The sequence below is a fragment of the Acidilobus saccharovorans 345-15 genome (genome assembly GCF_000144915.1).
In the GTDB taxonomy this organism is placed as follows: domain Archaea; phylum Thermoproteota; class Thermoprotei_A; order Sulfolobales; family Acidilobaceae; genus Acidilobus; species Acidilobus saccharovorans.
In genome coordinates, this window is the sequence record NC_014374.1 from 896858 (window position 1) to 909470 (window position 12613).

Annotated in this window: 14 protein-coding genes; 8 read left to right on the forward strand and 6 right to left on the reverse strand. The window is 59.2% G+C overall.

Annotation, left to right across the window (positions count from 1 at the left end; genetic code table 11):
- Complete coding sequence (udg, locus tag ASAC_RS04450) at window positions 1-633, forward strand: type-4 uracil-DNA glycosylase (protein ID WP_148217150.1); 633 nt, start codon at window positions 1-3, stop codon at window positions 631-633.
- Here the strand turns inward: udg and ASAC_RS04455 are convergent.
- Complete coding sequence (locus ASAC_RS04455; RefSeq protein ID WP_013266804.1) at window positions 620-2524, reverse strand: hypothetical protein; 1905 nt, start codon at window positions 2522-2524, stop codon at window positions 620-622. The genes udg and ASAC_RS04455 overlap by 14 nt on opposite strands.
- A gap of 141 nt (window positions 2525-2665) precedes the next feature.
- Between ASAC_RS04455 and ASAC_RS04460 the strand changes: the two genes are divergently transcribed.
- Both ASAC_RS04460 and ASAC_RS04465 read left to right on the forward strand, forming a co-directional pair.
- Complete coding sequence (locus ASAC_RS04460; protein ID WP_013266805.1) at window positions 2666-3196, forward strand: hypothetical protein; 531 nt, start codon at window positions 2666-2668, stop codon at window positions 3194-3196.
- Between the two features lie 144 nt (window positions 3197-3340).
- Complete coding sequence (locus ASAC_RS04465) at window positions 3341-3742, forward strand: helix-turn-helix domain-containing protein (protein ID WP_048812810.1); 402 nt, start codon at window positions 3341-3343, stop codon at window positions 3740-3742.
- On the opposite strand, the gene ASAC_RS04470 is transcribed toward ASAC_RS04465, so the two are convergent.
- Together ASAC_RS04470 and ASAC_RS04475 are read right to left on the reverse strand one after the other, a co-directional pair.
- A complete protein-coding gene (locus tag ASAC_RS04470) occupies window positions 3732-4106 on the reverse strand; it encodes a hypothetical protein (protein ID WP_013266807.1) in 375 nt (124 codons plus the stop codon). The two genes, ASAC_RS04465 and ASAC_RS04470, sit on opposite strands and share 11 nt — an antisense overlap.
- Window positions 4103-4768, reverse strand: coding sequence for an MBL fold metallo-hydrolase (locus ASAC_RS04475; protein WP_013266808.1), 666 nt, complete (start codon window positions 4766-4768; stop codon window positions 4103-4105). The genes ASAC_RS04470 and ASAC_RS04475 overlap by 4 nt, the downstream gene beginning before the upstream one ends.
- Before the next feature lie 102 nt (window positions 4769-4870).
- Here ASAC_RS04475 and ASAC_RS04480 point away from each other — a divergent pair, with 102 nt between their 5' ends.
- The 3 genes from ASAC_RS04480 (at window position 4871) to ASAC_RS04490 (ending at window position 7720) form a co-directional block, all read left to right on the forward strand.
- A complete protein-coding gene (locus ASAC_RS04480) occupies window positions 4871-6100 on the forward strand; it encodes a phosphoglycerate kinase (protein ID WP_013266809.1) in 1230 nt (409 codons plus the stop codon).
- A complete protein-coding gene (locus ASAC_RS04485; RefSeq protein ID WP_013266810.1) occupies window positions 6091-7137 on the forward strand; it encodes a type II glyceraldehyde-3-phosphate dehydrogenase in 1047 nt (348 codons plus the stop codon). The genes ASAC_RS04480 and ASAC_RS04485 overlap by 10 nt, the downstream gene beginning before the upstream one ends.
- Before the next feature lie 103 nt (window positions 7138-7240).
- On the forward strand, window positions 7241-7720 hold the full coding sequence (locus ASAC_RS04490; protein ID WP_013266811.1) for a hypothetical protein: 480 nt from the start codon (window positions 7241-7243) through the stop codon (window positions 7718-7720).
- Window positions 7721-7807: 87 nt separating this feature from the next.
- On the opposite strand, the gene ASAC_RS04495 is transcribed toward ASAC_RS04490, so the two are convergent.
- From ASAC_RS04495 to ASAC_RS04505, 3 genes are read right to left on the reverse strand one after another with little or no spacing between them, the layout of a single operon-like run.
- On the reverse strand, window positions 7808-8656 hold the full coding sequence (locus ASAC_RS04495; protein ID WP_238523645.1) for a triphosphoribosyl-dephospho-CoA synthase: 849 nt from the start codon (window positions 8654-8656) through the stop codon (window positions 7808-7810).
- Window positions 8634-9122, reverse strand: a complete 489-nt coding sequence (locus ASAC_RS04500) for a protein-tyrosine phosphatase family protein (RefSeq protein ID WP_013266813.1) — start codon at window positions 9120-9122, stop codon at window positions 8634-8636. Before ASAC_RS04500 ends, ASAC_RS04495 begins: the two co-directional genes overlap by 23 nt.
- Window positions 9106-9810 carry a uracil-DNA glycosylase gene (locus ASAC_RS04505; protein WP_238523589.1) on the reverse strand — a complete coding sequence of 235 codons (705 nt, stop codon included), beginning with the start codon at window positions 9808-9810 and terminating at the stop codon, window positions 9106-9108. Before ASAC_RS04505 ends, ASAC_RS04500 begins: the two co-directional genes overlap by 17 nt.
- A gap of 178 nt (window positions 9811-9988) precedes the next feature.
- Between ASAC_RS04505 and ASAC_RS04510 the strand changes: the two genes are divergently transcribed.
- Together ASAC_RS04510 and malQ are read left to right on the forward strand one after the other, a co-directional pair.
- Window positions 9989-11062: a COG1361 family protein gene (locus ASAC_RS04510; RefSeq protein WP_013266815.1), complete on the forward strand. Its 1074-nt coding sequence runs from the start codon at window positions 9989-9991 to the stop codon at window positions 11060-11062.
- A gap of 54 nt (window positions 11063-11116) precedes the next feature.
- Window positions 11117-12592: a 4-alpha-glucanotransferase gene (malQ, locus tag ASAC_RS04515; protein WP_013266816.1), complete on the forward strand. Its 1476-nt coding sequence runs from the start codon at window positions 11117-11119 to the stop codon at window positions 12590-12592.
- Window positions 12593-12613: the final 21 nt, after the last annotated feature.

Sequence of the window (12613 nt, forward strand, 5' to 3'; positions counted from 1 at the left end):
GTGAGCCTTGATAACAAGAAGGCCTCCTACGACGACATAGCGGAGAGGGTGAGGAACTGCAAGGCCTGCCCGCTCCACAGGCTGAGGACTAACGCGGTGCCAGGGGAGGGGAACCTCAGCGCAAAGATTATGCTGGTTGGTGAGGCCCCGGGGAAGAACGAGGACGAGCAGGGAAGGCCCTTCGTGGGCGCCGCTGGGCAGCTCCTTAGCTCATTGCTTGAGCAGGCGGGCCTCAGGAGGCAGGACGTCTACATAACTAACGTCGTAAAGTGCCGCCCGCCGAACAACAGGACTCCAACGGAGGACGAGGTGGCCGCATGCATAGGGTTCCTGAAGGAGGAGATATCGCTAGTCAGGCCTAAGGTTATAGTGGCCCTTGGCAACACCGCCGGCTCCGCCCTCATGTCCCTTGCGGGAAAGCAGTGGAGGGGGGTCACAGCCGAGAGGGGGAGGAAGGTGAAGGTCTCCATAGGGGGCGTTGAACTAACTGTTATACCGACCTATCACCCTGCTGCGGCACTCTACAAGCCGGACCTAAAGGATTACCTGGCAAAGGACATCAAGGAGGCTGCTGAGGAGGCGGAGGAGCCTGCGAGGGCGAGGAAGACTCTGCTTGACTTCATGGGCGGCTGACGCTCCTTATGTAATTCTTATATGACCTCAGCGAGATGGCCGCCACTGCCATGGCGCCCACAGCCATGGCGGCGAGCACGAGGGCCAGCGTCGCGCCCAGGCTGGGGCCTGACTGCGATGTGCTTACGGCCTGAGGCTCGCCGCCGCTGTAGCCTACAGCCCCTATGTACCACACCAGCTCGTCGACCACGGCGCTCTCCATTATGTAGATAGCGTCCTGCGGGTCCGAGGGCATCAACGTGGTGGCATAGCTCATGTATGAGGCGTCAAGTGAGCTGCTGAGCCCCCTCATCGACAGCGCGGAGCCCAGCAGGGAGTACTCCATCTCGAGCTCCCTCGCGTAAGCGCTGATAACAGCTGGGTTTGAGAAGCTCTGAGTCTCTATGAATATGACGTTAAGGGCGTTGGTGAGGGCGTCCTCATAGACACCTATGGCCGCCAGGTAATACCCCTGTGAGAGCATGTGATCGCCTTCACTGACGAGGAAGCTGAGGTCGTTCTCCATGGACTGCAGCACCTGGGCGTCCGCTATGTCCCCTACACTCTCAAACTCCTGTACATAGTAACTTATCAGAGAATTAGCATACCTTATCGCCGTGTCAGTAAAGGCTCCCACGGAGCTTGCAGTTGAGGCGACGAACTGAGGGGATATCAGGGGGCCTGTCCCCCTGGTAGCGTTGGCCGCAATCAGCCAGCCTATGGCGCTCTGTATCCTTGCCTTGGCCACCCCAAGGTAGTAGGCCGGCAGGTAAGCGCCGCTGACGTTTACCTCCTGGGATATACTTGAGGCGTAGCCCGCGTAGTATATGGAGTCGGCCAGCCTCGCAAAGGCGGTCGCCGCGAGTTCGTCATATGCGAGCCCGTTAGAGCTGTTGGTATAAGCTACGGCCTGAGCTATTAGGCTCTCGGCTTCAGATGTTATGGCGCTCGACTGGGATGAGAAGAACTGGGAGAGCCCCTCCCCAGACTGGTAGGCCCTGTAGGCCCAAACTGTGTAGTTGGCTGCCAGGGCATTGATGTAAGCCGTGAACGCGTAGCTGGCGGCCGCGTATGAGAGAGTCTTGAGGAACTTCTCGGCCAGGCCTATATCCTGCTCACTTGCATTTATGTAACCTTCCACCTCCCCCTGAAGGGGCTGCGGCTCATCAAACAGGTTCACGCCGTGCAGGAGCGAGGTGGACTCATTTATGAAGCCCGTGGCGACGTTCTCCATCACTGCGTTAAACATGGGCAGGGGCTCCACGCTCAGCGTTACATTGAACCTGTACGAGTGAAGGACCTTAACGAGGGCGTCCACTATGCCGGCCACGGGCACCTGGTCCGTGTCGTTGCACGACGCTATGCCAGTTTCAAGGTTGCCCACCGGGTACACTATTCCAAGGCCATTGCTGCTCGCCGCCTCGCACTTGTAGGGAAGCCCTCCTATGGGGCCTGAGAGGCCCGAGGGCGACACCGCCCCCGTTATGGCGAACCTGTGGAGGTACGTGTCGTTTAGGCCCGTGGCCAAAGTGTAGACTGCAAGCATCACGCCAAAACTGCCGCTCGGCCCAGATATCTGGCCGCTCACATTTATGTGAACGTTGAGGTTGTAGTACCTCCAGTTCAGGCCAGCGTAAGTCATGGCTACCATGAACGCTGTCTCCATACTGTAAAGCGTTGACGGCTGCGCTGGTCCCGTGTTGTCGCTCACCGTGACCTGGCCGCTGCCCGGGTAGGACAGAGTTATTGTCGTGTTCGTCACCACCCCGCTTGTGCCCTCCACGGCAGGCAAAAGTATCCAGGTACTCCTGCTCCACGACGCCTGCTGGGCCCTTGCCACGGAAGGCGACGTGGCAGCTAACGACGCTATTATTATTAGCGACGCCAGCAGGAAGGCCAAGCCTTTGGACATACTACCCCCTGCAACTGCGCCTCCTGTAAAGATTATATGCTCTGATTATGTCAACAAGAGGAGCTCATGGAGTTAACCATTGAGCATTACTTTTTAAAGGCCTGAGGACCCTAAACAGGTGAGCCCGTTAGGTGAGAGGTTATGGGAGGTAGAAAGCAGCCAAAGCTTAAGGAGGCCTCCGTTGACGAGAAGGCAGGGTCAGCCAAGGAGCTCAGGATAACGCCTACCCAGGTGGTCACCAAGGACAAGGTGCTCCAGAACCCTAAGCTCATGTCGCTGGTGTACCTGGTCAGCAGGCTGGGCCCCATACACGAGAGGACCCTTCACATGATAGTTAGCGAGGTTCAGCAGAAGGGCTTCGACCTGGGCTACCAGTTCTTCAAGGTGGGACAGGACCCCTACAGTCCGGCGCTGAAGAACGACGTTGTCGCGCTGCTATATGTTGGCCTTCTTGAGGCGGAGCCCAGGTACAAGAAGCTGGTCGTGAGCTCCTCCGGCAAGGAGGCCCTGGAGAAGGTTGGCACCCCCAAGGGGCTGCAGGACGTGGTAGAGAGCTCCATACAGGAGCTTAAGGCCAAGAGCTCCATGATGGACGCCAGGATAGATGTAGAGATACGTAGGGGCGTCGGGGCCCCCAACCGCCGCTCTTCAAGGCTCCCCCTGGGCCTCTGAGCCTTATATTATAGAGCTAGTTCGACCTTCTTGCGCTGTTGTCGCACTCAGGCGGGATGTAGGAACTTCCCAGGCATTTATAAGGCGTAAGGCCCACGAAGGGTTTCTAACACCCCAATTAGCTTGATGGCCTAGCAAGCCACGGTGCGGCTGTTGCCCAGTTATGTACACCTGCTGGGGAAAGAGACCAGAAGGAAGATCATAGAACTGATGGCCTCAGGAAGGGGCGTGAGGCAGCTGGCAGAAGAGCTAGGCGTGACGCCGGCAGCCATAAGCAAGTACCTCAAGGGTGAGACGCACCCATCAGATAGGGTGCTTGAAAGGGCCATAGAGTCCGCGAACCCCGAGGAGGCCCTGGAGATCTCAAGGATGGTGGCCGCCGAACTCCTTGACGGGATAGACGACTACGTGAACTGGTCCCTGGAGAGGGGGGTCGCAGATCCAAGGCTCTCAGTTAAGCTCTCAGAGATAGCCGCTAAGATAGGCCTGGCCTCCCTCTCCTCGAGGAGGCTCCCGGAGCAGGTTGACGAGAAGGTTAATCCTTAGGCATCTGGTATCTGGACCTAAGGCCCAGCATCATGAACGACTCGGCCGCCTCCACCAGCCACCCAGCTATTATAAAGAGGAGCCTCTCGACGGCAACATCCTCGGGCTCCCCCAGGGCCCTTGAGGCAACGCCTGGGTCAACCCTGCCCTGAAACCTGGTCATTATCGCGTCCACCAGCTCAAGGAGGGTCATTGACGGCGACGACTTAACCAGGCCCTCAACGAACTTGAAGTCGTCCTCGCTCAGCATGGACTTCTCCACCAGGTCCTCCCTGCCCTCGGCCCTGGCCCTCTCCCAGTAGAGGAAGAGCGGCGTGTAATCACTAACCACCTTGCCGGTGGCGAAGGGCGGCGCCCTGCTCAACTCGGCTCACTTTCCAGGGGTAATATTACGAGGGCGGGGCCGTTAAGCCTGCCTGGCTCGATATCCAGAGGTTCGCCTAACTTTGTCACAGAGCCATGCCAGAGCGAGAGCATCACGTCTATTGGGTCGAGCGGCACGTTAGACCCAGCGACCCAGTAATGCATGGGCAGCACCAGCTTTGCCCCAAGCCTCGCGGCCCAGTCAAGGGCCTCGGCCTGTTTCACGGTGGTCACGTCGCCGGCAGGCACCATGATCACGTCAACCTTGCCCACTGACCTGATTATATAGTCCACAGGGCCCACACCCACATCGCCCATGTGCATAACCCTAAGTCCCTCCGCCTCAACGAGGTAGGCTGTGGTCCAGCCATACCTGGATCCGCCCTCAGGGTCGTGGGGCAGCCTGAAGCCGGTCACCGAGAAGGGCCCCAGAGTGAAGGAGCCCTCCCTTGAGAACGCCACGGCCTTAGTTTTTGGCCCCCTGGCGGTCTCAACGGAGTTATGGTCGTAGTGGTCGTGGGTCACCAGAATGTAATCTGCGTTGGCCTCGCACCTGGGCAGCCCCAGGCTGTCGCCGTCGTGAGGGTCTATGGCCAGCCTCGCGTTGCCGCTCCCTATAATGAAGTATGACTGCCCGCACCAGCTGATCCTCAACTCCCTCACTCAGGACGCCGGGGGAGGCAAGGCCTATTATTGTTAGGCCCCTTGTTTCAAAATTTTTATATTTCTGGTTCTGAAAGATGCTTGGTGCGCCTCTTGCTTCACGTGAGGTTCAGGGGAATTATAGTAGGCACCATGGACGACCTTAACTTTTGGGGCAAGAGAGTCCTGGCAAGGGTTGACATAAACAGCCCCATGAAGGACGGCAGGCTCCTTGACAGGAGCAGGATAGAGGCCCACGCCAAGACCATAAGGGAGCTCCACGAGTCCGGGGCGAAGGTTGTAGTCATGGCCCACCAGGGCAGGCCTGGAGGTGACGACTTCGACCACCTTGAGCAGCACGCCAGGGCCCTCGAGCCCCTGGTAGGCACCTCGGTGAAGTTCGTTAAGGACGTCACGGGGCCTGAGGCCCTCAGGATAATAGACTCCCTGGAGCCCGGCGACGTCCTGGTCCTAGACAACGTCAGGCTCCTTGCCGAGGAGAACATACAGGCGGAGCCCGAGAGGCTCGTTAAGACGCTCCTGGTCAGGGAGCTTGCCCCCCACTTTGACGTATATGTAGGTGACGCCTTCGCCACGGCCCACAGGAGCCAGCCGAGCGTCGCCGGCTTCCCCTACGTCCTCCCCTCGGTGGCCGGCAGGGTCATGGAGTCGGAGCTCAGGGGGCTCTCCAAGGTGCTTGACGTGAGCTCAAGGTCATTCTTCATAGGGGGCTCCAAGGTTGACGACGTAGTTAAAGTTATGCCAAACCTGATAGGCAAGGGAACAGTTATGACTGGGGGCCTCGTGGCCCTGACGTTCGCCAAGGCCTACGGCCAGTACCTGGGGCCAGCTGAGGACATAGTTAAGTCGCTTGGAGTTGAAGTCATTGAGGGTGCCAGGAGGGTCCTCGAGAAGGGCAAGGTCATGGTTCCAGTAGACTATGTCGTCGAGAGGCCCGACGGCGAGGTCGAGGTCCAGGAGGCCGGGCAGGAGCTGAGCGGCGTGCCCAAGGACGTAGGCCCCACGACCGTGGCCGCCTACAGGGACGTCATAGACGCCTCCGACGCCGTGATATTCAAGGGCACGGCCGGCGTGGTGGAGGACCCGAGGTTCAGGAGGGGCACCGTGGCCCTCCTTGAGGCCGCGCTGAAGTCAGGGGCCTTCGTGCTCGTCGGCGGGGGACACGCCAGCGCCGCGCTGTCATGGGTCGAGGAGGGCCTGAGGAAGGCCGTTGGCTACACGAGCACCGCCGGAGGGGCCATGCTTTACCTTGCGGCCGGGCTTAAGATGCCGGGCGTCGAGGCCCTGGCCTACTCCTACTCAAAGTTCATAGCCAGGGGAGGGTGGCCGTGAGGGGCAAGGTCGCCGTAGGGGTAAACGGCTATGGAACCATAGGCAGGAGGGTGGCCTGGGCGGCGGGCCTCCAGCCTGACATGGAGCTAGTTGGCGTGGTTAAGACAAAACCTGACTACGCGGCCGCCCAGGCCATGAGCGCTGGGATACCGGTCTACGTGCCAGGGGAGGCCGAGGCCGAGAGGTTCAGGAAGGCAGGCCTTGAGGTCAGCGGCACCATAAGGGACCTGCTGAGGGAGGTTGACGTCATAGTTGACGCGACCCCGGACGGCGTTGGGGCCACCTACTCTAAGCTCTACAGGGAGGCCGGCGTCAAGGCAATTTTCCAGGGGGGCGAGGAGGCCTCGGTGGCCCAGGTTTCGTTCAGCGCGCTGTGCAACTACGATGAGGCCGTAGGCAAGGACAGCGCCAGGGTGGTCTCGTGCAACACGACGGGGCTCCTGAGGTCCATATGCGCGATCAACTCGGCCGTGGGTGTCAGGGCGGTCAACGCGTTCCTAGTTAGGAGGGCGGCCGACATGCACGAGGTCAAGAGGGGTCCCATAAACTCAGTTGTGCTCAACCCGCCCAGGGTCCCCAGCCACCACGCGGGCGACGTGAGGACCGTGCTCCCCTGGCTCGACATAACTACGGCCGCCGTGGTGGTGCCCACCACCCTAATGCACGTCCACTACGTGACGATGAAGCTTAAGGGGAACGCCTCAAGGGAGGAGGTTCTCGACGCCCTGAGGTCGTCGCCGAGGGTACTGGTGGTCAGCGCCTCAAAGTCCGGCGTGGAGGGCACCTCCCAGATCATTGATGCAGCTAGGCACATTAGGCCCAGGGGTGACGTGCCTGAGCTCGTGGTGTTTGAGGAGAGCGTCCTATCCAAGGGAGACGAGGTGTCCTTCATACAGGCCGTCCACCAGGAGTCCATAGTGGTACCAGAAAACGTAGATGCCATAAGGGCGCTCACAGGCCTCAGCGACGGCGAGCAGTCAGTTAAGCTGACCAACTATGCCCTGGGCATCGGAAAGCTGCCGGGGCTCTCTCTTTGAGCCTGGGTAATACCTATCACGCCTTATCATATATGATTTCTAAAGGAGGGAAGAGAAAAACGCATTTAGGTATATTTTGGTATAAAAATCTTAGGCGCCGGGCATGGCAAGAAGTAGGAGGTCCATTTCAGATATAGTCGCAGTAGTTATGTTAATAATAATAGCAATAGCTGCCGCGGTCCTTATATACGCCTGGCTCAGCGGCCTTGTAGGCGGCGTTCACACCAGCAATGCAGGCTTATACACGAAGATAGAGATAGTCGGAGGAAGCATTACCTCAACATCAACAAGTGGACAATATACCGTCTCCGCTACGGTTGAAAACATAGGCGGAACTGCAGCCACCATTAACTACATGGCTGTTGAGAACGTGACCACCTCCTCCGTTATATGTAGCACATCCTCGTCAACGTCTACCTCCTCTTTCTCTCCAACTACCATACCTCCAGGCAAGAGCGTTACCCTTTCCTTCACATGCTCGCTGTCGTCATCAACACCAGCACCAGCGTCAGGCACGGCTGTAGAAATAGTGGCATCGACCTCTGATGGCGTAACTGCAACATATATAACAACGTGGCCGTGAGGCCGAATAGCACTAGCCTGTACATCACGCGGCTACTCCATTAAGTTTTCTGATCTTCTTTCGCTTTTATCACTTTTTAATAAGTTTTTATATTAGGGCTAGGCTTTCATAGGCCAGCAGGGAGGCCGCCGCGCTCAGGACATCGAGAATGGAGCCTAGGTTCCAGCTCCGGGACCTCCACAACCTATCTAATAGCTCGAAGTTGCCCGCCAACGAGGCCTCTGCGGCTGCTATGAGTGACGCCCTGATACCCTTAGACCTTGCGAGCAGGGAGTCCTGCACAGCCGAGGCTAAGTATGAGTAAGCCCTAACCAGGGCCCTCTCGTACCCCTCCTTAGCCTCTCTCCTCATAATTTCGGCCACGGCCTGTGTGAGCCTGTAGCCGTTGACGACCTCCTGGGACGTTATATCGTCAACGGCGTTTAACACCTCCCCAAGGCCAACCGTGGGCCTGCCCTCGCTGACGTCAGGGAGAGGCCCCCAGTACCTGCCCAGGTGCGACGGCGCGAGGAGCCTGAGGAGCTCATAGTAGACCTCGGAGGCCCTGGGCGTTGACCTTCTGACCAGCTCGCTGGCCATTCTGCAGAGGCCCTTGATGTCCGGCCTGCCCAGCGACGCCGAGGCCAAGGGAATTATCATGAGGGCCTGGCCCAGGCCGACGTTTGCCCTTAGCCTCATCTCCTTAACTGCCCTCAAGTACTCCTCAAGGCCAGCCGCTATAGGGTCCTCCGCCCCTTCAGCGACCTTAACGCAGGCGACCAGCGCGCCCCTTTCCACCGCCTCGTGGTTTAACGCGAAGTCAAAGATGTCCTTGTCACTTTGGCCCTCAACCCTTGTCACCGCCCCAGGCTTTGGATGCGCAAGGGGCTCAAGGATTGCCCCAAGCGAGAGCGCCGAGGCGTTGGCCATGCACTCATATACCTGAGAGGACGTCACCAAGCCCCATCCCCTGCGACAGCTCCCTTATCGTGCCCCACGGCCCCAGCCTCCTCTTCATCACTTCAAGCAGGTCGAGGAACATAAGCTGCTCCTCGGACTCCGGCCCGCAGCCCCTGGCTCCCTCGAAGGCGTTCACGGCCTCCTCAGGGCTCATGTCTCTGAAGAGTATCAGGTACCCTGAGACCACGGTTCCAGTCCTGCCGCAGCCGGCGTAGCAGTGCACGTAGACCCTCCTTCCCTGCTCAAGGTGTTTTGCTATTGCAGCAATCGCGGAGGCCGTGTTACCTATGGGCTCCACCTCCATGTCCCTTATGGGGTAGACCTCCCTCGAGGAGCCCGTCGCCTCCGCTGGGCACGAGGGATCAAGCGTTATGATCACGTCTACCTTTATGTCATACTCATCTAAGTCGACGCAGCCTGGCCCTGCGTAGAGGTTGGGCACCACCTCAGCTGGGCCTCTCACACTTATCACCTATGCCGGCCAGCTGCTTAGCCCTCTCAAAGATGTTCCTGAGGTCCTCTATCGTCAGCGTCCCGGTGTTCACGTTCCTCGGGCTCGGGTGGTAGCTGGCTATGAGCCACCTGCCGTCCGGCAGCCTGTACTCGGCCCCGTGCTTAAACTCAAACCTGACGTTAAAGACCTTGCAGAGCTGGTCAAACGCCAGCCTTCCCAGGGCCACGAAGACCCTGGCGTTGGGCAGGAGGCTCAGCTCCTCCTTGAGGTACGGGAAGCAGTTGCCTATCTCCTCCCTGAGGGGCTTGTTATCAGGCGGGGCGCAGTGAAGCGAGGCTGTTATGTAAACGTGGTACACCTGAAGCCCGTCGTCCCTGCTGACGCTGGTGGGCTTGTTAGCCAGGCAGGCCTCGTAAAGAGCCCTGAAGAAGTTGTTCCCTGACTGATCCCCCGTGAACATCCTGCCTGTCCTGTTGCCGCCGTGAGGGGCTGGAGCCATGCCAACCACCACTATTGGGGCCAGAGGGTCCCCAAGGCTTGGAACCGGCCTCGACCAGTAGGCCTGCCCCCTGAACCTCCTGGGCGGGTTGAGGCCGACCTCGACGTCAAACCTCCTGAGCCTTGGACACCTGTTGCAGCTCAATATGGCGTCCTGAAGCTCCCTCAGCCTCCTTAGCCTCTCCTCGAGCCCCTGCAAGCCGCTCCCTCTTGATGGCTCCCTCGCCATACCAATAAGCCCGACGCCAACTTAAATGGCTACTCTGAGAGAATGCCTTTCTTTTAGAAATCATATATATCTGTCTATACCTGGACAGGCAAGGTATTTCTCCTTATAGAGATAGGCATAAGCCCATCGCCCCTCAGGGGGCACGCAGGTGGGTAAGGTGAGGCTCCTGGGCATCTTTGTCCTCGCAGCCCTTCTCATAGCCCTACTGCCCTCCGTGGCCATGGCCCAGTACGGCTACGGGGCCTCAGAGGTGGTAGTGAGCGCCAATAACGTCACCCTATACCCAGGAGGCTCCACGACAATATCATTTACAGTTAAGCTGGTGAGCGGCAACACCTGGGGAACCAACGTCAAGATAGTAACGTCGTCAAGCTACGTAAGCGCCACGGCGTCACCCTCGTCAGGTGACCCCACGTTTTCAGGCAAGCTGACAATAACCGTGGCCTCTAATGCCCCCTCCGGAGTCTACGAGGTCAACGTCAGCGCCACAGGAGACGATCCGTCAAGTTCGCCGGCAACTATTTACGTCTACGTTAAGTCCAATAGCACCACTGCCACAACAACTACTACAACGAGCACTACAACTACCAGCGCGACTTCTACTACAACTACAACGCCGTCCAGCGCTGCCACGACCACTGTGACTACAACGAAAACCGTAACTACTACAAGCACCTACACCACTACCGCGCCATCGCCCTCGTCCTCAAGCTCGAGCCTCGCGCCTCTCGGCGCGTTTGTTGTCGTCGTCATACTTTCGCTGGCCGCTGTCTTTGGCCTAGGGCTCCTCGGGCCGCGCAAGTCGGCGCCAGCGCTGTCACTGCTATCGCTCATCCCTGAGGGCTACCTGCTGGCCTTTGACCCTGCGCTTAGGGCCACGGCCCCTCTTCACTATTACCTGTTGGCCGCCTACACGGCCTTCAGTGTGGCGGCGGGGGTGACGCTCCTCCTGAGGCCCCTGAGGGCGGCGTATGCTCTCACGGCCGCCATAGCAGGGCTTATGACGCTTGCCATGATACTTGACGCCGCCCTGGGGCTCCCGCTCAGCTCCGTGTACTCCCCAGGCTCCATGGCCGGAATTGACTACCTGTTCGGCATGGGCCTGACGCCGTTCTCGTCGCTTGGGGTGACGCTCTCGTTTGCCTCGCTCATGCTTTTATCGGCCGGCGCCTCAGGCGCTTCGATAAGGGCCTTGAGGGCTGGGCTTAAGCCAGGCATGTAACCCTTTTTCTTAATAAACTTCTTTCTTTGTCAGCATTTCAAGCGGGGAAGCTAAGTGGAAAGGGGAAGCGGCCTACTGCTGCACATAACTTCCCTCCCAGGCTCCCCTTTGGTAGGCGACCTGGGCCCCTCAGCCCATGAGTTCCTCGAAATACTCAGGGATGCAGGGCAGAGGTACTGGCAGGTGCTGCCCCTGAGCCCCACTGCCCCTGAGCACGACAACTCGCCCTACAGCGGACTCTCAGCGTTCGCTGGAAACCCCATAATGGTGAGCCCCCAGCTGCTGGCAAACGAGGGGCTCCTCGCGGCTGATGAGCTCGCCTCCCTCCCACGGGGAGAGCCGAACAGGGTGGACTACGGGCTTGCGTATGAGCACAGGATGAGGCTCCTAAGGCTGGCCTTCTCAAGGTTTAAGCCCAGCGGCGACTACGACAGGTTCCTTGACAGGAACTCCTGGTGGCTTGAGGACTACGCGCTTTACGTCTCGCTGAGGGAGCACTTCAAGGGCTCCGACTGGTCCTCGTGGCCCGAGGGCCTTAGGCGCAGGGATAGGGGTGAGATGCAGGCCTGGCGCGAGAAGCTGAAGGAGAGGATTGAGCTTGAGCACTTCATCCAGTACGAGTTCTTCTCGCAGTGGTCCTCGCTCAGGGCTCACGCGAGGAGGCTCGGCATAAGGATAATAGGTGACATACCGATTTACGTGAGCTATGACAGCGCTGACGTGTGGTCCAACCCCAGGATATTCAAGCTGGGCCGTGACCTCAGGCCAACCTACGTCTCCGGGGTGCCGCCCGACTACTTCAGCAGGACGGGGCAGCTGTGGAACACGCCCGTCTATGACTGGGAGTCGCTTAGGAGGGAGAGGTACTCCTGGTGGATAAGGAGGTTCGCCCACGCCTCGGAGTTATTCGACGCCGTCAGGCTTGACCACTTCAGGGGCTTCGCCGCCTACTGGGAGGTGCCGGCGGGCGAGAAGACCGCCGTCAACGGCAGGTGGGCCAGGGGTCCCGGGGAGGACCTCTTCAGGCGGGTTATGAGGGAGGTGCCGAGGCTCCAGCTCATAGCTGAGGACCTGGGGTTCATAACGCCTGACGTGGTGCAGCTCAGGGACAGGCTTGGCCTCCCTGGCCTCAAGGTGCTGCAGTTCGCCTGGGACGGCAACCCAGGCAACCCGTACAAGCCGCACAACTACGGCAGGAACTTCGTTGTTTACACGGGCACCCACGACAACAACACAATAGTTGGCTGGTTCTTCCACGAGGCCTCCCCCAGGGCGAGGCGCGAGGCAATGAACTACATGGGGCTCAGGGATGCCAGGGAGATAAACTGGGCCTTCATAAGGCTCGCCATGATGAGCGTGGCAGACGTGTCCATCTTCCCAGTCCAGGACGTGCTCGGCCTGGGCCCTGAGGCCAGAATGAACACGCCGGGCACTGTTGGCAACAACTGGAGGTGGAGGCTTGAATCGTTTGATGGGCTCAGGAGGGCCGCGAGAAGGCTCAGGGACATGACAAGGGCCTACGGGCGTTAGTTTGCTCTATATAGAGAAAGT

What these genes read in the sequence shown, in the direction of transcription:
- ASAC_RS04455 (WP_013266804.1), bottom strand. Translation starts at nt 2,524, where the DNA reads ATGTCCAAAGGCTTGGCCTTCCTGCTGGCGTCGCTAATAATAATAGCG.
- ASAC_RS04460 (WP_013266805.1), top strand. Translation starts at nt 2,666, where the DNA reads ATGGGAGGTAGAAAGCAGCCAAAGCTTAAGGAGGCCTCCGTTGACGAG.
- ASAC_RS04490 (WP_013266811.1), top strand. Translation starts at nt 7,241, where the DNA reads ATGGCAAGAAGTAGGAGGTCCATTTCAGATATAGTCGCAGTAGTTATG.